19 protein-coding genes are annotated in these 24,380 nt (G+C 36.2%); 10 read left to right on the plus strand and 9 right to left on the minus strand.

Translation table 11 applies throughout. From position 1 onward, the window contains the following. Positions 1-2 precede the first annotated feature (2 nt). From AC1RFD_RS11935 to pepV, 3 genes are all read right to left on the minus strand, one after another. Positions 3-1,007 (minus strand): nuclease-related domain-containing protein, encoded by a 1,005-nt coding sequence (locus AC1RFD_RS11935; RefSeq protein ID WP_048393486.1) that lies wholly within the window; start codon positions 1,005-1,007, stop codon positions 3-5. 223 nt (positions 1,008-1,230) lie between these two features. Then, positions 1,231-2,085 carry a D-amino-acid transaminase gene (dat, locus tag AC1RFD_RS11940; RefSeq protein WP_048393484.1) on the minus strand — a complete coding sequence of 285 codons (855 nt, stop codon included), beginning with the start codon at positions 2,083-2,085 and terminating at the stop codon, positions 1,231-1,233. A gap of 27 nt (positions 2,086-2,112) precedes the next feature. Continuing rightward, positions 2,113-3,519 (minus strand): dipeptidase PepV, encoded by a 1,407-nt coding sequence (gene pepV / locus AC1RFD_RS11945; protein ID WP_115674511.1) that lies wholly within the window; start codon positions 3,517-3,519, stop codon positions 2,113-2,115. Positions 3,520-3,876: 357 nt separating this feature from the next. Between pepV and AC1RFD_RS11950 the strand changes: the two genes are divergently transcribed. Both AC1RFD_RS11950 and AC1RFD_RS11955 read left to right on the plus strand, forming a co-directional pair. Further along, a complete protein-coding gene (locus AC1RFD_RS11950; protein ID WP_004226074.1) occupies positions 3,877-4,098 on the plus strand; it encodes a DeoR family transcriptional regulator in 222 nt (73 codons plus the stop codon). Positions 4,099-4,493: 395 nt separating this feature from the next. Then, entirely contained in the window at positions 4,494-5,663 is a 1,170-nt protein-coding gene (locus AC1RFD_RS11955; RefSeq protein WP_048393481.1) for an MDR family MFS transporter, read from the plus strand. Between the two features lie 58 nt (positions 5,664-5,721). Here AC1RFD_RS11955 and AC1RFD_RS11960 read toward each other — a convergent pair whose 3' ends face one another. The 4 genes from AC1RFD_RS11960 to asnB all read right to left on the minus strand — a co-directional run bounded on the left by AC1RFD_RS11960 (position 5,722) and on the right by asnB (position 11,857). Continuing rightward, on the minus strand, positions 5,722-7,239 hold the full coding sequence (locus tag AC1RFD_RS11960; protein ID WP_112116372.1) for a GGDEF domain-containing protein: 1,518 nt from the start codon (positions 7,237-7,239) through the stop codon (positions 5,722-5,724). Positions 7,240-7,406: 167 nt separating this feature from the next. Next, on the minus strand, positions 7,407-8,120 hold the full coding sequence (locus AC1RFD_RS11965) for a pseudouridine synthase (RefSeq protein WP_492474926.1): 714 nt from the start codon (positions 8,118-8,120) through the stop codon (positions 7,407-7,409). 10 nt (positions 8,121-8,130) lie between these two features. Beyond that, complete coding sequence (locus tag AC1RFD_RS11970) at positions 8,131-9,744, minus strand: putative polysaccharide biosynthesis protein (RefSeq protein WP_492474927.1); 1,614 nt, start codon at positions 9,742-9,744, stop codon at positions 8,131-8,133. 262 nt (positions 9,745-10,006) lie between these two features. After that, a complete protein-coding gene (gene asnB / locus AC1RFD_RS11975; protein WP_048393475.1) occupies positions 10,007-11,857 on the minus strand; it encodes an asparagine synthase (glutamine-hydrolyzing) in 1,851 nt (616 codons plus the stop codon). 287 nt (positions 11,858-12,144) lie between these two features. Here asnB and AC1RFD_RS11980 point away from each other — a divergent pair, with 287 nt between their 5' ends. Then, positions 12,145-13,395: a BaiN/RdsA family NAD(P)/FAD-dependent oxidoreductase gene (locus AC1RFD_RS11980; protein WP_048393473.1), complete on the plus strand. Its 1,251-nt coding sequence runs from the start codon at positions 12,145-12,147 to the stop codon at positions 13,393-13,395. Between the two features lie 41 nt (positions 13,396-13,436). Here AC1RFD_RS11980 and AC1RFD_RS11985 read toward each other — a convergent pair whose 3' ends face one another. Next, the gene (locus AC1RFD_RS11985; RefSeq protein ID WP_036118779.1) at positions 13,437-14,129 is read right to left on the minus strand and encodes an AIM24 family protein; all 693 of its coding nucleotides are present in this window, start codon (positions 14,127-14,129) and stop codon (positions 13,437-13,439) included. Positions 14,130-14,397: 268 nt separating this feature from the next. After that, positions 14,398-15,666, minus strand: a complete 1,269-nt coding sequence (locus AC1RFD_RS11990) for an L-lactate MFS transporter (protein ID WP_004226054.1) — start codon at positions 15,664-15,666, stop codon at positions 14,398-14,400. 915 nt (positions 15,667-16,581) lie between these two features. On the opposite strand from AC1RFD_RS11990, the gene AC1RFD_RS11995 reads away from it, so the two are divergent. The 7 genes from AC1RFD_RS11995 to AC1RFD_RS12025 all read left to right on the plus strand — a co-directional run bounded on the left by AC1RFD_RS11995 (position 16,582) and on the right by AC1RFD_RS12025 (position 24,366). Then, positions 16,582-18,069 carry an ATP-binding protein gene (locus tag AC1RFD_RS11995; protein WP_083225408.1) on the plus strand — a complete coding sequence of 496 codons (1,488 nt, stop codon included), beginning with the start codon at positions 16,582-16,584 and terminating at the stop codon, positions 18,067-18,069. Further along, on the plus strand, positions 18,066-18,734 hold the full coding sequence (locus AC1RFD_RS12000) for a response regulator (protein ID WP_066038081.1): 669 nt from the start codon (positions 18,066-18,068) through the stop codon (positions 18,732-18,734). Before AC1RFD_RS11995 ends, AC1RFD_RS12000 begins: the two co-directional genes overlap by 4 nt. A gap of 280 nt (positions 18,735-19,014) precedes the next feature. Beyond that, positions 19,015-20,049: a DctP family TRAP transporter solute-binding subunit gene (locus tag AC1RFD_RS12005; protein ID WP_066038082.1), complete on the plus strand. Its 1,035-nt coding sequence runs from the start codon at positions 19,015-19,017 to the stop codon at positions 20,047-20,049. A gap of 57 nt (positions 20,050-20,106) precedes the next feature. Further along, on the plus strand, positions 20,107-21,153 hold the full coding sequence (locus AC1RFD_RS12010) for a DctP family TRAP transporter solute-binding subunit (RefSeq protein WP_066038083.1): 1,047 nt from the start codon (positions 20,107-20,109) through the stop codon (positions 21,151-21,153). Positions 21,154-21,398: 245 nt separating this feature from the next. Beyond that, the gene (locus AC1RFD_RS12015; protein WP_048391136.1) at positions 21,399-21,896 is read left to right on the plus strand and encodes a TRAP transporter small permease; all 498 of its coding nucleotides are present in this window, start codon (positions 21,399-21,401) and stop codon (positions 21,894-21,896) included. After that, on the plus strand, positions 21,877-23,145 hold the full coding sequence (locus AC1RFD_RS12020; RefSeq protein ID WP_048391134.1) for a TRAP transporter large permease: 1,269 nt from the start codon (positions 21,877-21,879) through the stop codon (positions 23,143-23,145). Before AC1RFD_RS12015 ends, AC1RFD_RS12020 begins: the two co-directional genes overlap by 20 nt. A gap of 9 nt (positions 23,146-23,154) precedes the next feature. Beyond that, positions 23,155-24,366 carry an MFS transporter gene (locus tag AC1RFD_RS12025; protein ID WP_288582082.1) on the plus strand — a complete coding sequence of 404 codons (1,212 nt, stop codon included), beginning with the start codon at positions 23,155-23,157 and terminating at the stop codon, positions 24,364-24,366. Positions 24,367-24,380 lie beyond the last annotated feature (14 nt).

The raw sequence follows: 24,380 nt of genomic DNA on the forward strand, positions 1-24,380 counted from the left end.
CATCATTCCTCTGTTGGCTGAGATGCTTGCTGCCATATATCTCGGTTAAAGGAGGTGGTTTGGACCGTATTTAAAATTGTCTGTGCAGCTCGGATTTGCATATGCTTCATAGGAGAGGAAACTTTTCTTAAATGCTCTATCCATTCATGGTAATTTCGACGATCAACAAAGCGTACCCCAAATGGTGAACCAGGATAATCAAAATACCCATTACGAGATAGCACAACCTTACGGATGGGCATATCAATATCCTCTTGTTTAAATAATTGCGACAGTACCGATTCCATCCGCCCTAAGTTAATCGTTGGATTCAAAACTTTAGAATCCTTCGTCCCTACTTTTTTAATCCAGAAGCGATCGCTGCCACCTACATATACAGCTTGATTTTCAGCCTCTAAGACCGTAATACAAATACACTCTGTCGGCGACATTAACACTACATCTAGCTCTATAGGTGCTTTTCTAATTTGTAGTATTGGATAATAAAACAATAGATAATTATCTGGCAATGTTTGCAATAGCATACGGAGCAATGAGTCACGCATGAAGCGAGGATCTACATATGATTTTTCCCGTAATGTTGAACTAGCCCATTTCATTTGAAAATGAAAGAACTGATCAATAAACATTCGTTTCAACTCATGGATGGATTGTGGTGCATACACAATTTTAGGTTCAAATGTGAGTGTCGTTTCTTCTTCAGGAATTATATCCTCATCGCTGACAAGCTCATTTGATATTTCTACTTCTTCAACATCATCTGTTGTTTCCTTTTGCCGCCCAGCAAACCATTTTTTTATGAAGGTAAAACGTTCTTTTTCCTCGTAAGCCTCCGCTTCCACCTCATTGTCGACATGTTGCCACTCGCTAATATCTTCTCCCAATTCCCACTGTCGCTTAATGCGCTCCCATTGGTTTTTCTTCAAGCGCACAAATTGTGTTGGGTATCTCGCTAAATCAATTTGATAGCGTGAAATGTAATCTTGTAATTTCACCAATTGTGCCATGTAAAGGTCACTCCATTCTTACTCACCATATCTATAGTTCTCTTTTTATCTAGATTGCTTTGGTAGAAAAGAGGCATTGTATTCAATACATCGACAATTATTCTACAAATTTCAATCTGTAAAATTATTCATTACTATCCTTTTTATTTTACATGACGATACCAAACATTACATCCATAAAAAAGAGAACTACCCTTATCGATAGTTCTCTTAAACGGTTCTTTTATTTTGTATTCAAAGAAAGTGGTAATTTCGCCTCAAAAGCTTGTTGCAATTTACGCGTCCATTCACCTGGCACACCAGTACCGATTTGGTTTCCATCCACATCAATAACAGGAGTAACTTCTGAAGATACAGAGGATACAATAATTTCATCCATTGTTAATAAATCAGCTTTTGTCATTGGTTCTTCAACTACAGGTAAACTAATCTCTTCTGCACATTTTAAAATGACTTGACGAGTAATACCGTTTAAAATGAAGTTATTTGCTGGGTGTGTATAAAGCTTACCGTCTTTAATCCCATAAACATTTGCTGATGAACATTCTGTTACGATATCCCCGCGATGTAAAATTGCTTCGTAGCAGCCCTTTTCAGCTGCCTCTTGTTTTGCTAATACTGCACCAAGTAAGTTTAAAGATTTGATATCACAGCGCAACCAACGAATATCCTCTACAAACGTAGCCTTAACCCCTTTTTCAAAGTTTTCATATGCACGTTCACCAGCTTTCACATTACCCGTTAATACAGCTGGAACACTTGCATCTGGGAAAACGTGATTACGTGAATTGGCACCACGTGTAATTTGGAAATAAACATGCCCTGTATCAAGATTATTTTTTTCAATCAGCTCATGTAATAATTTGTGTAAAACGTCTTTTGTATAAGGAATAACAAGACGAATTTTTTCGGCGCTTGCATAGAAACGATCAATATGCTCTTGTGCTGTAAACATATTTCCGTTATAAACTTTGATTACTTCATAAATACCGTCACCAAATTGATAGCCTCTATCTTCTGGTGATACTGCAATGGATCCTTCTTCAACAATTTGATCATTCCATAATGAATATGCCATGTTTTGTTCATCCTTTTCGTCTTTGAGTTATTTTTTTCCTGCAAGTTCAACAATTGCTTCAGCATAAATTGCCGCTGCTTTTACAAGGTTTTCAACGACAACAAACTCATCCGCTCGATGCGCTACATCTGGCTCCCCTGGGAAGAGCATGCCAAATGCCACGCCTTTTTTCATCACACGTGCATACGTCCCACCACCAGTTGATAATAAAGGTGTTTCTGTATCTCCCGTTTGACGTCTATAGATAGCTGCTAATGTCTGGATGAACGGATCATCTTCGCTGACATAATGTGGCTTGGAGTCGTCTTGTATGTCTAGAGAAAACCCTTTTTCTACCGTTAAGCGTTGTGCTGCTGTTATTTTTTCATCGAATGGATAGGAAACTGAATAGCGCATACTAATTACTAAACTGCCGCCTTTATGGACATCATAGCTTACGATCCCTGGATTTAATGTTGTTTGTCCTGACATTGTATCCTCAAACTGCAGATCGAGCTGACTACCATAATGATCCTGATAAAAAACATCTGCAATAAAGTCGACAAATTGTTTACTTGCTTCTGTCGTCAACTCTTGTTGTAAAAATGCTGCAAGATAAACAGCTGCATTGATACCTTTATCTGGTTCCATTGCATGGGCTGCTTTACCTTTGATAGTTATTATATAGCGAGACTCCTCCATTAATAAAGAGCCTTCTAGCTGATTTTTACTTAAAAATGTTTGAAAATTCTGTTCGAATGATGCTGTTACGTGCTGAATTATTGCTTTTGCAAAATCAGGTACCATATTTGGGCGCTTTCCTGCATTAAATAGTAGTAGTTGTTCTTTCGTTGCATCACCCACTTTATTTTGAGAGAACACAAGCTCTGCAATGCCTTTTTCTGCATTGATGAGCGGGAAATCCGCATCTGGTGCAAAACCAATTGTCGGCATTTCCTCCTGTTTAAAATAGTGGTCGACACAGCGGAATCCTGTTTCTTCGTCTGTACCAATAATCATTCGTACTCTTTTTTCTAACGGAATACCTGCATCTTTCACAAGTTTCATGGCCATCCATGCCGCAATCGTAGGCCCTTTATCGTCAATCGCACCACGTGCAAATAATTTACCATCAGCTACTGTGCCGCTGAAAGGAGGGTAAGTCCAATCTGCTTCTTCTCCAATTGGGACAACATCAACATGACATAAAATACCAAGTAAATCTTCACCAGTTCCCATTTCAATATGTCCAGCATAATTATTAACATTTTTCGTGAGCAGGCCTTCACTTTGACCTTTTGCTAGTAACCATTCAAGCGCTTGAAGTGGACCATCTCCAAAAGGTACTTCAGTAGTTATTGTATCCTCATCGAGCACACTATTTATTTGCACAAGCTCCTGTAACTCTTGTATTAATTCGTCTTGCCTTTCTTTTGCAGCTTGTAACCAATCCATACCATGTACCTCCTTCAAAGTATTAACATTATTCTACACCTTACAACATATATGACAATCAGCTTTCTGACAACTATTTTCAGTAACTTCTACTGTCACTACCATATATAGCACGTTTTTCACGTATTCCCACAAAATACAGTATAAATTTTATATATTAATTGTAAATTTCTCTTGCATTCACTAGAAAATTAAGTAGTTTTTCTATATAATAAAGTTATCAGAATAATTGTTCTGACTATAAAATTAGAAAAGGGGATGTCTAAGGCAGCTACTTATTAGCCTAAGTGCACTCCGCACATATTGTCGTCCGCTAGTCTTTGCCAAGAGAATTAAGATGAAGGAGTGGTTCATTTAATGAAACCAACTACTGATCGAATGCTTAATCGTATTAAAGACGTGTACATGTTTATTTTAGACAAAGGAACCGTGTCTACACAGGATTTAGTCGAAGAGTTTAGTATCACTCCTCGCACCGTTCAAAGAGATTTGAACGTGTTAGCCTTTAACGATTTGGTGACGAGTCCAAGTCGAGGCAGATGGACAACGACGAAGAAAAAAGTAAAATTAACGTCTTAGTTTTACGTTTTGTACGTAAAGCATTGTGTATGGAAAAAGAATGACCTTTCGTCGGGGTCATTCTTTTTTGTCGTTAGAAGATTTTTAGATTTTTTTCCCACTTTGCTTACTGACTTCTCCAGCTTGCTTTCTGTGTAAAGTAATTATTTACATCACTTTTTTAGTCATCTATCTATGCAAAGCAATGATTTTTATCTTACTTCCATTCATCTATATAAAACGATTATTTACATTGCTCCTTTACCCTTCAATCTAAGCTTCACATCTTAGCATAGCAACATAAATCTGCGCGCCATTATCTGCTCTGTGCTCTTTCAAGATTATTTTAACTATTTACAGTTGCTTAACAATCCGTTAAACTCGAAACATTCTAAATGTTGAGAGGAGGATTTTATATGACTTTGTCAAAGTTGTTTCATCCATTAGTTTGGATTATTTTAGGTGGAACAATTTTTACACGTATTGCAAGCTTTATGGCAATGCCTTTTTTAGCAATTTATTTACATAATGAAATTCAAGCCTCTCCCTTACAAATTGGATTGACAATTGGTATCGCGCCGCTCATTTCCACAGTAGGTGGATTTTTCGGGGGTTATTTAACAGATCGCTTTGGTAGAAAAAGCGTTATTCTATTAACAATTATCGTTTGGAGTCTTGTGTTCTTTGGCTTCGCAACAGTTCATGCTGTTTGGCTTTTTATCCTATTCAATGCTTTGAATGGACTTTGTCGATCATTTTTTGAACCTTCCACACAGGCATTGATGATTGATTTTACACCTGCCGATAAAAGAAAAAGACTATTTTCCTTACGTTATACAGCCATTAATATTGCAGCGGTTATTGGTCCAATTATTGGCGTGTATATCTCACAGCTCTCCAGTCCAAGTATCCCTTTTATGCTGACAGGGATGATGTATATTATTTACGCAGTCTTTTTATTTTTTGTGTTAAATCGCTATCAAATGCAGCAGCCCAAAGCGGTTACACAAACAAAAATACTCAGTACATTCACGATTCTTTTGACAAATCGTGTGCTGCTTAGCTTCATATTGGGTGCCATTTTAATCAATATTGGTTACTCGCAATTTGACTCAACGCTACCACAAATTATCGAATTAAAAATTGATGAAGGTGCGAAACTTTATTCGTTATTAATCTCTCTCAATGCAGCAGTTGTGTTATTACTACAATTACCTATTAGTATAGTATCAGAGCGCTTTTCATCTACAGCAACATTATTAGTAGGTGTACTGTTCTTTGCTATTGGATTATGTATGTTTGGATTCTCCAATAATTATACGCTCTATATCATTGCCATGATTATTTTTACCATAGGTGAAATCTTTGCCTTCCCTACAATGAATGTCATGATTGATGAAATTGCGCCAGATACTCAAAAGGCAACCTATTTAGGTGCTGCACAATTTAAAAATTTAGGTGGCTTTGTTGGCCCAATAATAGGCGGTTGGCTCTTGACTCATTATATGAACGCTATGTTTCCAGTCATCGCTGTTCTTGTATTATGTAGTTGTATCTTTTATAGAACAAAAATAGCTGCTCATTAATAAACGCCCCATTGCTATCAAAATAGCTAATTATGCTATCGATAGAATGGGGCGTTTTTTAACTAATATAATCCTCGTCAGCAGCGACCTCTGCAAAACTAGAATATTGATCCTTACCAGCATTTTTGGATTGATAAAGCGCTTTATCGGCCCGTTCAAATAAGCTCATTTCTGTATCCTCAGCATGATTATAAATGGCTCCGCCCATGCTCACAGACAACACAGACCATTTCTCGCTAGCTTGGCCATCATATCTAACTGACCTTATTTGAGTCAAAATGTCCTCTGCTATGTGCTGCATCTGTTCCTCTGTTGTATCGTATAAAACAATGGCAAATTCATCCCCACCGAAGCGTACAACAAAGCCACTTTGTTTCACAACATGCTTTAAAATTTTCGCTGTTTCAATGAGGATATGATCTCCTTCTACATGACCAAATTGATCGTTTACTTGTTTAAAGTTATCTAAATCAATTAACAATAAACCTGGCACATTCAATTTTCTTTTTCTTAATAAATTATCAATTTTCCTAATATATGTAGCACGGTTAAAGACACCAGTTAACGGATCGAAGGTAGCTAGGTGTATTGTTTTAGATAAAATTTTATTAATAACTAACAGCATAATAAAGGATGTTAGTAGGGCAATAGACAGTAGAATCCAAAATTGTTTCGTATTTTTTTGGAGAGCTTCCATTTTAGTGAAATTGATAAATTTCACATAGACAATTCTTTTGGATGACTCCCCTCTCACTGTCTCTGCTTCATAGGGCAGAAAACGATGTGTTTCTATATAACCATTGTCTAAAGCCTTTTCATACTCAACTGGCTCCATTGTTTTCTTTGCTAGCTCGAAGTATTCTTGAAATTTCTTAGATTGCTCCTGTACAGTGATTCTCTTTGATCTTGAATCATTAAAGAAAACGCCACCTGCATTAATAGCTTGCACATCCACTAAATCAATATACTTACCTATTAAGTACTGTGCAGTTTTCTCAAAATTAAAGGTTTGGAAGACAGGATCATTTAGTAGGTCTATACCTAACTCGAGCAAATATTTCTTATCATGTGTTGCCAGATAGCCAAATTTCCGATATTCACCTGTTGATGTTGAAATATCGAGTCCATCTGTAAAAAATTCGCCACTAGCGCGCCGTTCATCTAATAAAGCAGAAAAACGTTGACAGCAAAGCGAGAAATTCAAGCCAATATCTTTGGCAAAAGTTGTGTAAACTACTGTATTTGATTGATCCACTATGTAAATATCCATACCATGTTTCTTTTTCATTTGCTGCAAATCCCAAGTAGAAACATTAGGGTTTTCATGGTAATAGTTTTTTAGCTGTCTAAGCTCCTGTTCCATTTTGTCTGAAATATTATTATCAAAATAAAAATGGGCATCATCGACAGTTTGCATATCTGTCAAAATATGATTTTCAATTAATATTTTATTCATGCTCACTTGCTTTTCTATCTCTGTTACCAGTATTTGTCGGTTCACATATGAAATAACAGCAACAAGTATGACTGCAAATGCTATTAGAGATAGTAATAATTTAATACGCAGGTTCTTCATTTAATTGTCCTCTACTTATTTTATACCATCGTCTTTTGGGGAATATTTCAAAATATGATACATTCTATGACTATATCACAATAACTCATTTCATATTATACAGTTACAGTCATATTACTGTATATAAAAATCCCCGATGCTATGTGATGCATCGAGGAATAATATGTTTAATGATTGTTTTGTAGACCGTTTAGCTCTTCAGCAGTGAGCTCACGATATTCACCTAACGCTAGATTTTCATCTAATTTCAGGCTTCCCATGGAAATACGCTTTAAATATGTTACACGTTTTCCTACAGCCTCAAACATTCGCTTTACCTGATGAAACTTGCCTTCTTGAATCGTTAGCTCTATTTCAGATTGCTGTGCAGACTTTAAGATCACAAGCTTTCCAGGCTTTGTAACATAGCCATCATCTAGCTCAACACCATTTGCAAATTTCTGGGCATCTTCTTCTGTCACAACGCCTTCAATCTGTGCGTAATAAACTTTTGGCACATGCTTTTTGGGAGACAATAAATTATGAGCTAATTGACCATCGTTTGTTAATAACAGCAACCCTTCTGTGTCTTTATCTAATCGACCAACAGGAAACGGTTGAAAATGCTGGTGTAATGGCTCTAATAAATCAATGACTGTTTCATCTCTTAAATCTTCAGTGGCAGAAATAACACCAGGCGGTTTATTCATTATAAAATAAACAAATTCTGTATAAACAACGCGCTCTCCAAACACTGATACAATTTGCTTTTCTGGGTCTACGTGTAAAGCTGCATCCTTGACATAATCACCGTCTACTGTGACAGCTTTTTGCTTTAATAGCTGCTTCACTTCCTTACGAGAGCCGTACCCCATATTTGCTAGTAATTTATCTAAACGCATCGTTCCACTCCTATTTCAATCCCAGTTTACTCATAATACGGGTTAATCGTTCACCTAATAGCTTTTGGGCTAAACCTAGGCGTAATGATAAAAAGCCATAAACAGCCGCACCAACACCCGCACAAATAATTGAGAATAGTAATGCTGAGAATTTACTATCAACTGGTCCCATTAGTAATTCCAATAATTTATGCACAATCAGCACGCTAATGGCCATCGCCATTGTCAATAAAGCAATTAGCATGACACGACGCACAACCATTTCTGATCGATAATTCAACGTTTTTCGCAAAACAAGCATATTAATGATAATCGAAACACTGTAGCCAATAGCTGTAGCTACTATAGCACCATCAGCCTCTAACCAGCGAATTAAAGGAATATTTAATGCTAGCTTTACGAAAATTCCGGATAATAAGCTAAAAACAATCCACTTTTGAAAATCAATTCCTTGAAGTAAGGCTGCTGTGACTTGGAATAACGCAAATAAAATCGCAACAGGTGCATAATGCGCTAAAATGGTTGCCCCCATTTCGCTTTCTGAATAAAGCATAAAATAAATTTCATTGGCTAATAAAGAAATACCAACCACAGCTGGCAATGTAATAAAGATTAAAATTTGATAGGTCTTATCCATTGCATGGCGGAGCGCTAAATACTCCCCCTGTGTAAAATACTTTGTAATTGTTGGTACAAGCGCCATCGAAAATCCAGTCGCTAGCATAACAGGGATGATAACAACTTTATGTGTCATAAAGTTAATCATTGATAAATAAGTATCTGTTACTTCTGCTAAACCAATGGACGTCATTGCTCCATTAAACGTAAGCATGTCGACTAATTGGAACAATGGATTCGCCACCCCTACAAACACCATTGGGATGGAATAGGTAATCACTTCTTTATAAATATTGGACATTGGTAGCTGTGTGGAAGTCACACTTTGGCTACGTAGTAGATTAAATTCAGGCTGATATTTTTTCCAGTAGTAATAAAGAACACCTAATCCACCGATTGCTCCGATAAATGCAGCAAACACAGCAAAGGAGATGGCTGTCTCTGGTTTTCCTTTAAACACAATCACCACTATGAAAGATCCACCAAGTAACACAACAATTCGCACAATTTGTTCCACCAATTGTGAAACGGCAGTAGGCTCCATTTTGTCGTAGCCTTGGAAGAAGCCCCGCCATAGACTCATAAATGGCACTACGATTAAGGCAAAACTAACCCATCGTATTACTGAAGCAATTTGTTCAACTGTAAAGACCTGTTCCTCACTCTTAATAACTAGCCCTGCAATTGGCGTAGCAAGTAGAAAGAGGGCAATAAATGCTGCAAAGCCAGTCATCATCATAATAAGAATGCCAGATTTCATCAGCTTGCGACCCGATTGATAATCTCCCATTGCGTTATATTTGGATACAAATTTAGAGACGGCTATTGGCGCACCTGAAATGGCGATTGCCAGCATAATTGAATAGGGAATATATGCATATTGGTAAAGCGCAATGTTCTTCTCGCCAACAATTGCATAAAACGGAAAAATATAAATTAATCCGAGTACCTTCGATAAAAACATCCCCATTGTTAATATCGCAGTACCTTTCATTAAATTGGACATCATACCCATCCATTCATTGTAAAATCAATATTATTATCGTAACACTTCAAAGCATACTTATAAAACTTTTTCGTTTTAAAACAAACGATATGCAAGCGCTGTCACTCTAAAAGCAATAAAGTAAACCAACTGTAATCTTAACATATTTATAGGAAATGAGACGCATAAAAACACCAAAAAGTTCATTCATAAAGAAACTTGATGAAAAAAGGCCTTAAAATAATCGGTGAGGAATTGAACATCCCCACCGATTAGGTATTTCTTATACCATGTCCACAAAGAACTTTTTGTACCATACTAGGAATACATAAACTGTCCAAATATAACGACCGCGATTTGCTTTCCCTTCGTAGTGCTCATCTAGATAGCCAACTAATTGTTTTGTATCAAAAAATTCATTTGCAAAGTCAGTTGTAAACATTTCTTTTACCATACTGTAATACTTTTCTTCACGTAACCAGTGACGAATTGGCACTGGGAATCCAAGCTTCGGACGCTTTGCCCATTCTTCTGGCAATTCCTGATGCGCAGCTTGACGTAGAACATATTTTGTATCGATATCATTCACACGGTATCTTGAAGGAATATTTTTCGCTAACTCCATTACTTCTTTATCTAAAAATGGTACACGTAATTCAATTGAGTGTGCCATACTCATTTTATCTGCCTTTAATAAAATATCACCAGGCATCCAAAGATTTAGATCTAGATACTGCATTTTTGTCACATCATCATCGCCAGGTACTTCATCATAAATACGTTTTGTAATCGATTTTACAGATGGCGCATTTTTATAAGCTGGCTTTAAAACATTAATAGCATCCACTTCATCCCAAACTACCGCTTCCCCAATAAAACGCTCTTCTACTGTTTGAGCACCTTTAATAAGGAAATTCGTGTATTGATTTTTCGGTAGGGCTTCTGCCATTCCACGTAATGTTTTACGAAGACCTAATGGTAATTTTTCGTATTTTTGCATTCTTCCTGAGTTTTGATACCAAGCATACCCACCAAAAATTTCATCAGCACCTTCACCTGATAAGACAACCGTTACATCTTTTGAAGCAAGCTCCGAAAGGAAGTAAAGTGGCACTGAAGATGGATTGGATTGTGGTTCATCCATATGCCATTGAATTTTAGGTAGCGCTTCAAAGCACTCATCAGCGGTAATGTATCTACGTTCATTTTGAATATTCAACGTATCTGATAAATCTTTTGCAAGATTTGTCTCATTGAACATATCTTCATAGTCCGCAAACCCGACTGAGAAGGATTTATCTGGGCGTAATAAAGACGTAATATAACTAGAGTCAATACCACCCGATAAGAATGAACCAACTTTTACATCACTGATTTGATGAGCCTCTACAGATTCTTTAACAGTTGAACGAATTTCTTCAATATATTTTTCGATTGGTGCTTCTTTTGCATGGAATTTTTTATCCCAATATTGCACGATTTGCTTTTGTCCATTTTGTATCAGCATATAGTGAGCTGGTGGTAATTTAAAGACACCTTTAAAGAATGTTTCATCCATAGATGAATACTGGAATGTTAAATAGGGGCGAAGTGCCTGTTTATTTAACTCTTTAATAAATGATGGGTGTGGTAAAAATGATTTAATCTCAGAGCCAAAAATAAACGTACCGTCTGTTGTATGCTCAGAGTAATACAATGGTTTGATTCCAAAGCCATCGCGCGCAATGAACTGTAAATCATTCTTTTTATCCCAAATACAGAAGGCAAACATCCCACGCAGTTTCTTCACAAAATCTACGCCATATTCTACATAGCCATAAATAATGACTTCACTATCTGACTGCGTTTTAAACGTATGACCTTTTTCAATTAAATCTGCACGCAGCTCTTGGAAGTTAAAAATCTCTCCATTAAATACAAGCACGATATTGCCGTCTTCACTATATAATGGTTGATTCGCTACGTCTGATAAGTCAATAATACTTAATCGACGGAAACCTAACGTTACTTTATCGTCACTATGAATACCGCCGCTATCCGGTCCGCGGTGAATAATTGTATTCATCATATTTTCTATCGTCTGATGATGATCAATCACATTTGTTCCATTAATATAACCTATAAATCCGCACATTCTATTTTTCACCTCATAATTTAGTGCATAACCTTTACCATAATAGCACGAAAAGACATTCATTTCATGCTGACAATGCTAATAAAGGAAAACTTTCATTCATCCAATTGTATAACAAAGAATATTGTGTTTCATTCTACTGTATAAGCTCTTCATCCCAAAAGAAGAGATAAAGAATTATAAAACACTTTTCTATTATTTTCAATGTCAAAGAAAGTCCCTCTCTATATAGACTTCATGTATAATAGGAAAGATTCCTAATTTGAACAGAAAGTGAGTTTCTAACTATGTATGATGTAATCGTGATTGGTGGTGGCCCATCTGGTTTAATGGCGGCGATTGCTGCTGGAGAGCGCAAAAAGAAGGTGTTATTGTTAGAAAAAGGCACAAAACTAGGCAAGAAATTGGCCATTTCTGGCGGAGGACGCTGTAATGTTACAAATCGTTTGCCTGTTGAAGAAATTGTGAAGCATATACCCGGTAATGGCCGTTTTCTCTATAGTCCATTTACCGTTTATAATAATGAAGATATAATTGCATTTTTTGAAGGGCTTGGTGTCGCCCTAAAGGAAGAGGACCACGGTAGAATGTTCCCTGTATCCAATCGCGCACAAGATGTCGTTGATGCGCTGATTAGACAGCTACAGCGTCTTCATATTGAAGTTCGTTTACACACAGCTGTCAGTAAGCTTCTAATGGATGAAGATAAAATTTTGGGTGTACGTCTTGCTGATGGCACCGAAGTCCGTAGTCAAGCAGTCGTTGTAGCCGTTGGGGGCAAGGCGGTTCCACAAACAGGCTCAACAGGTGATGGCTATCCTTGGGCTGAACGTGCGGGTCATACAATCACTACCTTATTCCCAACAGAAGTCCCTGTTATTTCAAAAGAAGATTTTATTCAAGCACGTGAACTACAAGGACTAGCATTGCGTGATGTTGCTGTTTCCGTGCTAAATAAAAAAGGCAAGACACTCGTCACCCATCAAATGGATATGCTCTTTACCCATTTTGGTTTAAGTGGTCCTGCTATTTTGCGTTGTAGTCAATTCGTTGTGAAAGAATTAATGAAAACAGGCTATGAGCCCGTGACAATGCGTATTCAAACACTGGTACATTATAATGAAGAAACATGTCTACAATATTTAAATAAATTAATAAAAGAAGATCCGAAAAAGGCTGTGAAAAATGTTTGGAAAGGCATAGCACCTGAACGATGGCTCTTGTTCTTATGTGAGCGAGCACATATTGATGTTCAATTGACTGGCGCTGAATTATCCCAAGAGAAAATTCGTCAACTAGCACGTTTACTAGTAAACTTCACGTTAACAGTGAGTGGCACACAGTCACTTGATAAGGCGTTTGTAACAGGTGGCGGTGTCTCCGTAAAAGAAATCGAGCCAAAAACAATGGCCTCAAAGAAAAAAGAAGGACTGTTCTTTTGTGGAGAAATTCTTGATATTCATGGCTATACAGGCGGCTATAACATCACTTCAGCCCTCGTAACGGGACGTATTGCAGGAATGCATGCGGCATTATAATAGGAGAAAAAGCGTGTCCGTGGAACAACGGACACGCTTTTTTAGCTTTCACTAGACATATAAACTTCTTCAAATGGTTGGATAATAACAAAGCCCTCACCAGAAAACGCCATCTGGATGGATTCTCCACTGCCTCGGCCGATAAATGTACGGAAGCTAATATCTGTTTTAAATTCAGGTGTTAAGTTGCCTGACCATGCAACAGTAGCATGCGGATCAGTATATACTGTTTCACCTGGTTTCACTAATAATGTCAGTGGTTCAAAATGAGTTGTAATCGCAACCTTCCCTGTTCCTTGAAGGGTTACATTAAATAAACCACCTGACATGATGCCAGCCATTTTACGCATCAAACGTATATCCCATTCGATGCTAGGCTCAAAGGCAAGTAAATCATTGCCATTGACACAAATACTGTCGTTTTTCAAATCAAAAACAGTTACTTTCTTTCCTTGATCCGCTAAGTAAAGTCTGCCCTTTCCACTAGCTTTCATCAATTGCGTACCTTCACCCGTTAAAGCCTTTTTAAACATTTTGCCAAGACCATGCTCCAAGACGCGCTCACGTTCAAATTTAATATCACCTGTATAGGAAATCATAGCGCCCATTTTTGACCACACTTCACCGTTTAGATTAACCTCTAATACACGTTCAGTTTCCAATTCAAAATAATCATTCTCATTATCGTCCTGCTGTGTTTTATGAACAAATTCATCTAAAGAAAATTTCCCCATGATTGATCCCTCCCTAATTACTTTATATACGTTGTTCTTTGAGAAAAGATTCAATTTTTAATAGTTTGTTCCTCATCGTGCATTTCGTTACAAAATTTCTCTTTTAATTACGAAATCACTTTATTTCCAGTAATGTTATTGACTTCAGACATGTGCTGTTATACATTAAACAAAGAAATTACAATTGTTATATAACAAGCACTTCAAAAAAATAACTATATAAGTGCCATCCACGAAATGACACCTATATAGTAATTGAAAGTTCATATTATTGTGTAGCAGATACATCTCCAACATTTTGCGCTGCTTTTAAAGCTGTTTGCTTACGTACATCTGCACGTAACGTTAAGGAAATAATCAACGAAGCTGCGATTAAACCTGCGAATACATAGAATACAGGAATATAGCTTCCATACGCATTTTTGATTGCACTTACTAACAATGGTCCAAAAACTCCACCCAATGACCACGTTGTTAATAAATAACCATGAATCACACCAAGTTGCTTTGTGCCAAATAAATCACTTGCAAATGCAGGTAGATTTGAGAACCCACCACCATAGCAACTAACAACTAAGAAGATAAGTGCTTGGAAAATAATTACGTTAGTTGTATGTGGTAAAACGATAAATGTGATTAGCTGTGCAGTAAAGAAAATAACGAAAACGTTAGAACGACCGATATAATCAGACACAGCGGCCCAGATTAAACGACCACCACCATTAAATAACCCCATAATTCCTACCATTGCGGCAGCACCTGCTACTGATAGACCGACAATTTCCTGTGCCATTGGTGAAGCAACAGAAATCATCATAATCCCTGCTGTTACATTAACTAAATGCATGGACCAAAGCATCCAGAAGTGCTTTGTTTTAACAGCTTCTCGTGCTGACATAACAGCTAAATCTTTCTTAACTACGTCCTTACCATTATTGGCAGCTGCTTTCATATTAGCAGGCATATAACCTGGCTTAGGTGGTGCTATATATGAAGCCCCTAAAATCATTAACGTGAAGTAACTTGCCCCTAGAATAAAGTATGTTGTAGAAATGCCAACTGCCTCCATTAAGTTGGCTGCGACTGGTGCTGTAATAAGTGCACCCGATCCAAAACCAAGTACGGCCATACCTGTTGCTAGACCACGACGGTCTGGGAACCATTTTACAAGTGTTGATACAGGTGCAATATAGCCAATCCCCATTCCTAATCCACTAAGAACACCATATGTTAACCAATACATAACAACAGAATCCATTGAAATGGCTACACCAGCACCAGCTTGTCCTGCTCCAAATAAGACAGCTGCTACCATCGCCGATTTACGTGGTCCCATTTTTTCTACTAAACTACCAAATAATGCAGCTGAGAAACCAGCTAATCCCATCATAATGGTAAAGGCAATCGTTACCTTTGTTTCACTCCATCCCATTTCTGTGACAATCGGTAGCTTGTATACACTGTATGCATAGGCTCCACCGATTGAAAGGTGAATAGCGATTGCAGATAATGCAATTAACCATCTATTTTTATTCATAAATTCTCATTTCTCCCCTCTTTTGCTACCTGTGAAAATTCTATGAACGTCCATGTAAAACAATTTACCACTTAGAATTATTCAAATGCAAGATGTTTTTCTAAAAAATATTATTTCTCCAAAAAGTTTTTCATTCTTTTCTTAAAAATTAAAATCAAACAAATCTTACAGCCTCTAAGAAAAATGAAGTTTTACAAACTAAAAAATCCGCATATACTAGATTTTATTATTTTTCTACTCTACTTTATCGTTATATATTAATTATTCTTAAATAATTATTTTTGTGTATATATTCACATACTGTTTATGAATAAAATCTTAATTAGAATATTAATTCTATTATTTATCTACAGAAAGAACGTTTTCTTTAGTTTATTTACGCTAGAATTTTTAAGAACAGAAGAGAAATTCGAAACTATTTTCTACAAGATTTTCACTTTTATATGTATGAATAAAAAGCTGATTCCCGTCTTTTATTTCCATATTTTTTATTTTATTTAAAAAATCAACAATACAATCAATGTATATTTCAAATTATTTATTGAAAGTGAAATATTTTTTATTATTCAAATATATATATTAGAGTGCAATTTTCTGGCATATGTACGCCACTACAACAATATAAATCATATTTATCATTTGTTTTGTTATACTACACAATAAAAAAAATACTCTTCAACAAATCTTGTATTACAACAGCTTTGTTATTTATGGTAATTTAGTATAAACTAAGAATTTTTAGCAGGTTTTAAGGTAAACATGCTTATTTTGTAGAATTGGGGTGATGAATGTATAAAAGAAAGCTAATAGCTATCGCTCTTTTATATGTCTATGAAAAATATATCTTTACGTCTAAAAATGTTTATTTTTTCATTTATTATTGTCCTTTTTTCTATAGCAACAAGTGGTGCTATCATGATCCATAACCTTTCGGGTGCATTTGAGAAAGAATTTGGAGCACGAGCCATTGCTATTGCGAGAACCGTTTCACAACTGACAGATGTACAAAATAATGTTGGGAAACCGAATGGATTTGAAGTTATTCAACCCATTGCAGAGAGAATTCGTTTAACAACTGATGTTGATTATATCGTGATTATTGATATGAAGAAAATCCGCTATTCTCACCCTTCTGAGAGCAAACTTGGCACAGTTTTTGAGGGTGGAGACGAAATAGAAGCTTTTTCACAGCATGAATACATATCAAAAGCTCAGGGAGTGCTTGGCTATTCCATCCGTGCATTCGTTCCTATAATGAATGAAGAAGGTACACAACAAGTTGGTGTTATTACAGTTGGGTTACTCACCCCAAAATGGTACAACCTACTAGATGAATATCAATTTGATATATTGATTTCTCTTTTTTGGGGACTAGCTATTGGATTAGGTGGTTCAGTCTGGGTGGCTAATCACCTAAAGCGTCAAACATTTAATTTAGAGCCATACGAAATCGCTCGCTTAGTGGAAGAGCGATCTGGCATTATACAGGCAATGGATATTGGTATATTAGCAACCGACGAAAGAGGTAATGTATCATTTATTAACCGCCTCGCAAGGCAATATACTCATTTCTTTGAACAGAGTATTTCTCGCAAAGAATTATTTAATGGGACATGGCTTGCGGAAGACATTTTACAGCAGCATGAAATATATAGACCTCTACTTATACATGACCAGATGTATTTAGTACGCACCTTCCCTATTCGAATTTTAGATCAAAATGCCGGATATCTTATAATGTTAACGGATCGTAAAGAGGCAAATATGTTAGCTGAAGAATTAACAGGGATTAAAATGCTTGTGGATTCCTTACGAGCTCAACAACATGAATATATGAACCGTTTACATAGTATTGCAGGATTAATTCAACTAGATCGTAATGATGAAGCTCTGAGTCTTATTATTGATGAAATTACTGATGAAGAGGAAATTATACAAATTTTACATGATAAAATACTTGATTACTCGATTCAAGGTTTACTACTTGGGAAGTACTCGCGAGCAAAAGAACTCGGCGTGGAACTGACCATTGATGATGATTCAAAGCTAGCCGATATTATGAGCGGTTTTTCTAGTGGTGATTTGGTAACTATAATTGGAAATTTGCTTGATAACGCGATGGAAGCATGCTTTGAATGTACGTATAAAGATGTACGATTAACGTTAATTGGCGATAAGCATTATCTATATATAGAAGTACAGGATAGTGGCTTGGGGATAATAGGTTTACCGCAACGAATTTTCGAATATGGTTTTACTACCAAACAAAAGGAAGGACATGGTATTGGCCTTGCACTTGTTAAACAAATTGTAGAATCTAATAACGGAAATATACAAGTTGAATCAACGGTCAATATCGGTACAAATATTACTATTGAGGTAGGGGTGATAGAAGAACAATGAGCAAACTTTCAGTTTTTATTGTAGAAGATGATCCAATGGTGCTTGAAATAAATAAAGGTTTTTTAAATAAAATGATTGGTTTTCAGCTTGTAGGCGAATCTATCACTGGTCGTGATGCTTACGAAAAAATTAAAGTGAAAAAACCAGATTTAATTTTACTAGACATGTTTTTACCAGATATGACCGGTATGGATTTATTTTTAAAACTCCGTTCAGAAAGGATTCCCTCAGATATTATTCTGATAACTGCTGCGCGAGATGCACCGACTGTTCAAGAGGCTTTACGATTTGGTGCAAGCGATTATCTCATTAAGCCCTTTCGCTTCGAACGTTTTGAAAAAGCTTTACAGCAATATAAAAATAGCTCTAAATTGTTTACTAATTGCACAGCCTTCAATCAAGAGGATATTGATAGTTGGCTAGGTATACAACAAGAGTCAAATGAATTACCTAAAGGCTTAAACAATTTAACGATGAAACAAATATTAGATTATTTAACAACATATCGAGTAGCTATAACCTCCGAGCAGCTGGCTCAAAATGTTGGAATGGCAAGGGTCACAGTTAGGAAATATTTAGATTTTTTAGCAACTAAAGGAACCGTTAGCATTGAACTACAATATGGAACAGTTGGACGACCAACGAAATATTATTCCATAAAATAGTTAAGCATAAATAGTTATTAAAATAAAAACTCATATAGAATCTGCTATTTTTCTTATTATGCATAGGTTTATGATGCTTTACTATGCACATTAATAAAAGAAAAGTAAGCAGATTCTTTTTTCTCTAGCAATTATCTTGTATTATAACAATTTATCAATATAACTAATTGTTATATACCATAAATACCAAAATGTTCATTATAACCATAATATTGAATATTTATTCGTATAAAATACAATAGAAAGCGTTCACATCTTATACAGTTAGGAGTGAATTAACATGTGGCGTAACCCTATAAAAGTACTTTTCTTAAACTTATGTTTTTTAACCATCCTCATAGGTTGTCAACAGCAGACCTATCCAACTGACAATGAGCAATTAAGTCATGAAGAACAAATTGTCATTCGCTTTTCACATGTTGTTGGTGAAAACACCCCTAAAGGAATGGCAGCAATTAAATTTGCAGAGCTTATTAAGGAACGAAGTAATGGTCATGTAGAAATTCAAGTTTTCCCGAATGGTGTACTGTACAAGGATGGTGAGGAGATGAATGCTCTTTTAAGAGGAGATATTCAGATGATTGCCCCTGCCATTTCAAAAATTACTACGTTTGTACCCGAATGGTCTGTCATGGATTTACCTTATGCATTTAAAAATGCACAAGAAGTTCATACATATGTTGAAAGCGAAGTTGGACAATCATTAATGAAGAGATTAAATAAACACAATCTAATCTCGATGGGCGTATGGGATAGTGGCTTTAAACAGTTAAGTAATAGTATTCGTCCCATCCAAAACTTAACTGATCTACAAGGTTTACGCATGAGAATAATGCCAAGTGATATTTTAGCAGAGCAATTTTCCATTGCCGGTGCCTATCCTAGACGAATTGATTTTAATACGGTCTTCCATCAACTACAAAAAGGCAATGTTGATGGGCAAGAAAATACGCTCACTAATATTACAAGCAAAAATCTACATTCACTTCAAGATTACTTAACTATTAGTAATCATGGTTATCTAGGCTATTTGTTATTAATGAATAATGAATTTTGGAATTCCCTCCCTAAAAATGTACAGGAGCTTTTGATTGATACTCTTGAGGAAGTACAAAAATGGGAGTGGCAACAAGCAGAGAATTTAAGTACGGAAAGACTTCAGGAAATGGAAGCATGTCAATGCATACAAATTCATTATTTAACGGAGGAAGAAATAGAGGATTGGGAGAACGCCTTTAAACCTGTATACGACTATTATGCAGAAAATTATGGTTTTAAATATATTGAGGCACTTCCTAAAAATCAATTTCATTAACTAGGGTTTAAAAGGTTGCCCTTTTAACTATAAATATAAATTTTAGGGGGATATAGAATGAAAAAATGGCTTTTCATGTCATTCATGGCTTTGCTTTTACTAGTACTTGCGGCTTGTGGTGGCGACAAAAAAGAAGCAGCTTCTGCTCCAGCAGCTGAGGGAGATGGTGGCTACACCAAAGAAAAACCTCTTGTTATTAAATTCTCTCATGTAACTTCAATTGATAGTGTTAAAGGTAAAGCAGCTGAGGCATTTGCAAAACTAGTGGATGAAAAAACAGAAGGTAAAGTGAACGTTGAGGTTTATCCATCCTCACAACTATATGGAGATAATGATGAATTAGATGCCTTAGTATCAGGAAATGTGCATATGATTGCTCCTTCTGTAACGAAAATGGTAAAAATCGATCCTCGTTGGCAATATGTTGATATGCCATACCTTTTTGAAAATCAAGAGCATGCTCGTAAGTTCTTTAATTCAGATGTTGCAAAACTGATTCTAGAATCTGACCAACTAGCAGCTAACGATATTAAAGGTCTCGTGTTCTGGGAAAATGGCTTTAAACACTTTTCCAATAACAAACATCCACTTGTGACAGTGGACGATTTTAAAGGACTAAAATTCAGAGCACAAGCAGGTAAAGTTTTAGAATCGCAGTTTAAAGCTTTGAATGCTGGTTCTGCGACCATTGCATTTGGTGAAACGTACGCTGCCTTACAACAAGGAACAGTAGATGGACAAGAAAACACATTTAATAACTTTGATACTCAAAAATATCAAGAAGTTCAAAAATACTTCTCCGTATCTGAACATGGTCGTCTAGACTATGCTATCTTTGTAAACAAAACATTCTGGGAAAAAATACCTTCAGAGCTATTGACAGCAGTTGAAGAATCATTAAATGAGGCAACAACGTTAGCTTGGGATTTAGCTGCGGAAGAAAACGAAAAATCATTCGAAAACATTAAAAACTCTGGTATTGAAGTCCTTGAGCTATCAGATGCTGAAAAAGAAGCCATCAAAAAACAACTGGAACCAGTTTATGAAGAGTTTACTGATGTTATCACAGAAGAACTAATTAATGGTATTCGTGATTTAAAATAAACATGGTTCTTAAAAAAACTTACTATTCCAACAATTAGTTGATGTAAGGAATAGGAAATCGCAACAATTTCTTGGGTATTCTTTGTTAGGAAGTTGCCCGTAGTAGTGAGTTATCGTCAATATCAATAATTTTATTAGTATATCGCTTACTTACAAACGGGTGCTAAGAAGCTCACTTCAAACAGCAACATTTACAGTGGGAATAAAAGCATCCGTTTTTAACTTTAAATAAAGGAGGCTACAACATGAAGGCCGTTTATAAAATATGGGGCTACTTAGAAGAAATTCTTGCTGGAATTTTTTTCGTAGCAGGTGTCGTGCTCATTTTTTATGGGGTTATTATGCGCTACATATTTAATGAACCACAAGCATGGGTAGAGGAATTAGCACGCTATTCTATAATTTGGGGTACATTTTTGGGGTTTGGCTTAGCTCTTCGCCACAATCAGCATATACAGGTGGATATTCTATATGACAAATTAAAGCCATCGAAAAAACGTCTATTAGATTTAGTAGCAACAGGCTTGAGCATCGCCTTTTGCTTAATTTACACGTACTATGGTTTTGTTTTAGTGGAAAATCGCTATACATCTGGTATGGTTTCACTTGATATCGGGATTCCAATGTGGATTGTATATTTAGTCCTACCTCTTTCAGGTATTTTATTTTTACTAAGATTCGTAGAACGATTAGTTAATATTCTACGAGGAAAGGATGAAGAATATGCTAATCCTCTTACTTAGTTTCTTTTTGCTATTATTTCTACGCGTACCTGTTGCTATTAGCTTAGCACTTTCGACAATTCTAGTGTTCTTCCAAATAGATTTTAATATGAATATGATTCCACAGCGCATTTTTACTGCATTAGATTCCTTCCCTATGATGGCCATCCCAGGATTCGTGCTGGCTGGCGTATTAATGGCGCGCGGTGGGATATCAAAATATTTAATTGAAGCTTTACGTGCATGGATTGGGCACCTTCCAGGTGGTCTTGCAGTTGTTACAATTGTTGCATGTGCTATTTTTGCCGCTATTTCAGGCTCTTCACCTGCCACAGCAGCAGCAATCGGCTCTATTATGATCCCTGCAATGATTTCAGCAGGCTATAAAAAACGTTATTCCATGGGACTTGTGGCAGCAGGTGGTACATTAGGAATTTTAATACCACCGAGTGTTCCACTAATTATTTATGGTATCACCTCGGAGCAATCAATTGGTGAGTTATTTATGGCTGGGGTTCTTCCTGGATTAGCTTTAACAGGAATTTTAATTATTGCTGCTATCGTTTATGCGAAACGCAATGGATTTAATGGAGATCAACCAGCTTCTTGGGAAGAACGTGGGCGTAAATCTTTAAAAGCCATTTGGGGAGCATTTTTACCTTTTTTAATTTTAGGAACAATCTATTCAGGAGTTGTGACACCAACTGAATCAGCGGTGATAGCTGTTTTCTATGGTCTTATTGTATCCTTGTTTATCTATCGTGAAATGAAGCTAAAGGATTTCCGCGAAGTATTAGTAGAATCTATTAATATTACCGCTATGATTTTCTTAATAATAGGTGCCGCTTCGTTATTTGGACTCTATTTAACAAATGCACAAGTACCACAGCAAGTGGGTGCATGGATTGCAGAAAGTGATTTAAATAAGTGGATTTTTATGATAGTTGTCAATATTTTGTTCTTTATCATGGGTATGTTCTTAGAAGCCGTCTCCATTATTCTAATTACTTTACCAATTTTATTACCAATCCTTGCACACTTCGATATAAATTTAATCCACTTTGCCATTATTATGACGATTAATATGGAATTAGGAATGATCACTCCACCAGTTGGATTGAATCTCTTCGTGGTTAGCGGTATTGCAAAAGAAAAACTTGGGGAAGTGGTAAAAGGCGTTATACCGTTTATCATTTTAATGATTATCTTCTTAGCACTTGTTGTCTTAATCCCACAACTTTCTCTCTGGTTACCAGAGCAAATGAAATAAGGTTTTAAGATGGGCATAAATACAAAGGGTTATTCAATAAGAGATCGCTCTTTTTGGACAATTGTCATTAGTTTGGGCGGGGCTTCTGTTTTTGTCTTTGCAGCAATGTATTCTGTTCAGCCCCTGCTCCCCTTCTTTACAGAGCAATTTCATATTTCTGTATCCGTTGCAAGTCTATCCGTATCTATGACTACTCTATCAGTAATTCTTGGATTAATCGTGCTAGGTTTTTTATCAGATCGTTATGGAAGAGTTTTGTTCATTCATTTATCCATAGTTTTTACTATCATACCTTTTTTTTTCATGCCACTAACTGATTCTTTTTCTACTATTATTTTATTACGCTTTATTCAGGGCTTTGCTATTGCAGGTGTACCTGCAGCAGCACTTGCCTATCTTAGCGAAGAAATTAATCAACAATCAATGGGCTTTGCCACTGCATTATATATTTCTTGTAATGCACTAGGCGGAACAATTGGTAGACTCATGATGGGGTATGTCACTGAATATTTTTCATGGAAAATGGCATTTGTTTCATTAGCCATTATGGGGTGCATCGTTATGGTAATTGTCTGGTGGATGCTACCTAAATCCAAAAATTTTTCGGTACAACAGCGTACGATTCAACAGGATTTACAAGGCTTTTGGTTTCATTTGAAAAACCCTCAATTATTGATGCTTTTTGGATTAGGAGTTATTTTACAATTATCCTTTACTGGAGTTTGGTCATTTATTCCCTATTACTTAACAGCGCCTCCTTTTCTATTATCTTTACAAAGCATTTCTTTTATTTTTTTAGCCTATGGTTTAGGTATTATTGGTTCGCCTATTGCTAATGCACTTGCAGGAAAAGTTGGATTACATACCATTCGAACATTTGGTGTTTGTTTATTAACTGTGGGAATACTTTTTACATTAAGCAAGTCACTGTTCATTATTGTAATTGGACTTTGTCTAGCATGTTTAGGTTTTTTTACTGCTCATGCATTAACTTCCTCATTGGTAAGTCGGCTAGCTCTTTATCAAAAAGGAAGCGCCTCTAGTCTATATTTGGTCGCTTATTACCTTGGGGTGGCCTCTGGAAGTACAATACTAAGCCCTGTTTGGTCATTATTTCAGTGGCATGGTATCGTAATCATTACTGCTTTTCTGCCAATAACATACCTATTTATTTTAAATTCGCTACAGAAACAGCAAAAAAGAGATGTACTCAAAAAATGAGCATCTCTTTTTTT

The sequence above is a fragment of the Lysinibacillus sp. GW823-FHT02G10 genome, assembly GCF_058797135.1.

Bases quoted from the DNA above. Each gene is read 5' to 3' on its own strand.
- AC1RFD_RS11935 (WP_048393486.1), bottom strand. From the start codon at position 1,007: ATGGCACAATTGGTGAAATTACAAGATTACATTTCACGCTATCAAATT.
- dat (WP_048393484.1), bottom strand. From the start codon at position 2,085: ATGGCATATTCATTATGGAATGATCAAATTGTTGAAGAAGGATCCATT.
- pepV (WP_115674511.1), bottom strand. From the start codon at position 3,519: ATGGATTGGTTACAAGCTGCAAAAGAAAGGCAAGACGAATTAATACAA.
- AC1RFD_RS11950 (WP_004226074.1), top strand. From the start codon at position 3,877: ATGAAACCAACTACTGATCGAATGCTTAATCGTATTAAAGACGTGTAC.
- AC1RFD_RS11955 (WP_048393481.1), top strand. From the start codon at position 4,494: ATGACTTTGTCAAAGTTGTTTCATCCATTAGTTTGGATTATTTTAGGT.
- AC1RFD_RS11960 (WP_112116372.1), bottom strand. From the start codon at position 7,239: ATGAAGAACCTGCGTATTAAATTATTACTATCTCTAATAGCATTTGCA.
- AC1RFD_RS11965 (WP_492474926.1), bottom strand. From the start codon at position 8,120: ATGCGTTTAGATAAATTACTAGCAAATATGGGGTACGGCTCTCGTAAG.
- AC1RFD_RS11970 (WP_492474927.1), bottom strand. From the start codon at position 9,744: ATGTCCAATTTAATGAAAGGTACTGCGATATTAACAATGGGGATGTTT.
- asnB (WP_048393475.1), bottom strand. From the start codon at position 11,857: ATGTGCGGATTTATAGGTTATATTAATGGAACAAATGTGATTGATCAT.
- AC1RFD_RS11980 (WP_048393473.1), top strand. From the start codon at position 12,145: ATGTATGATGTAATCGTGATTGGTGGTGGCCCATCTGGTTTAATGGCG.
- AC1RFD_RS11985 (WP_036118779.1), bottom strand. From the start codon at position 14,129: ATGGGGAAATTTTCTTTAGATGAATTTGTTCATAAAACACAGCAGGAC.
- AC1RFD_RS11990 (WP_004226054.1), bottom strand. From the start codon at position 15,666: ATGAATAAAAATAGATGGTTAATTGCATTATCTGCAATCGCTATTCAC.
- AC1RFD_RS11995 (WP_083225408.1), top strand. From the start codon at position 16,582: ATGATCCATAACCTTTCGGGTGCATTTGAGAAAGAATTTGGAGCACGA.
- AC1RFD_RS12000 (WP_066038081.1), top strand. From the start codon at position 18,066: ATGAGCAAACTTTCAGTTTTTATTGTAGAAGATGATCCAATGGTGCTT.
- AC1RFD_RS12005 (WP_066038082.1), top strand. From the start codon at position 19,015: ATGTGGCGTAACCCTATAAAAGTACTTTTCTTAAACTTATGTTTTTTA.
- AC1RFD_RS12010 (WP_066038083.1), top strand. From the start codon at position 20,107: ATGAAAAAATGGCTTTTCATGTCATTCATGGCTTTGCTTTTACTAGTA.
- AC1RFD_RS12015 (WP_048391136.1), top strand. From the start codon at position 21,399: ATGAAGGCCGTTTATAAAATATGGGGCTACTTAGAAGAAATTCTTGCT.
- AC1RFD_RS12020 (WP_048391134.1), top strand. From the start codon at position 21,877: ATGCTAATCCTCTTACTTAGTTTCTTTTTGCTATTATTTCTACGCGTA.
- AC1RFD_RS12025 (WP_288582082.1), top strand. From the start codon at position 23,155: ATGGGCATAAATACAAAGGGTTATTCAATAAGAGATCGCTCTTTTTGG.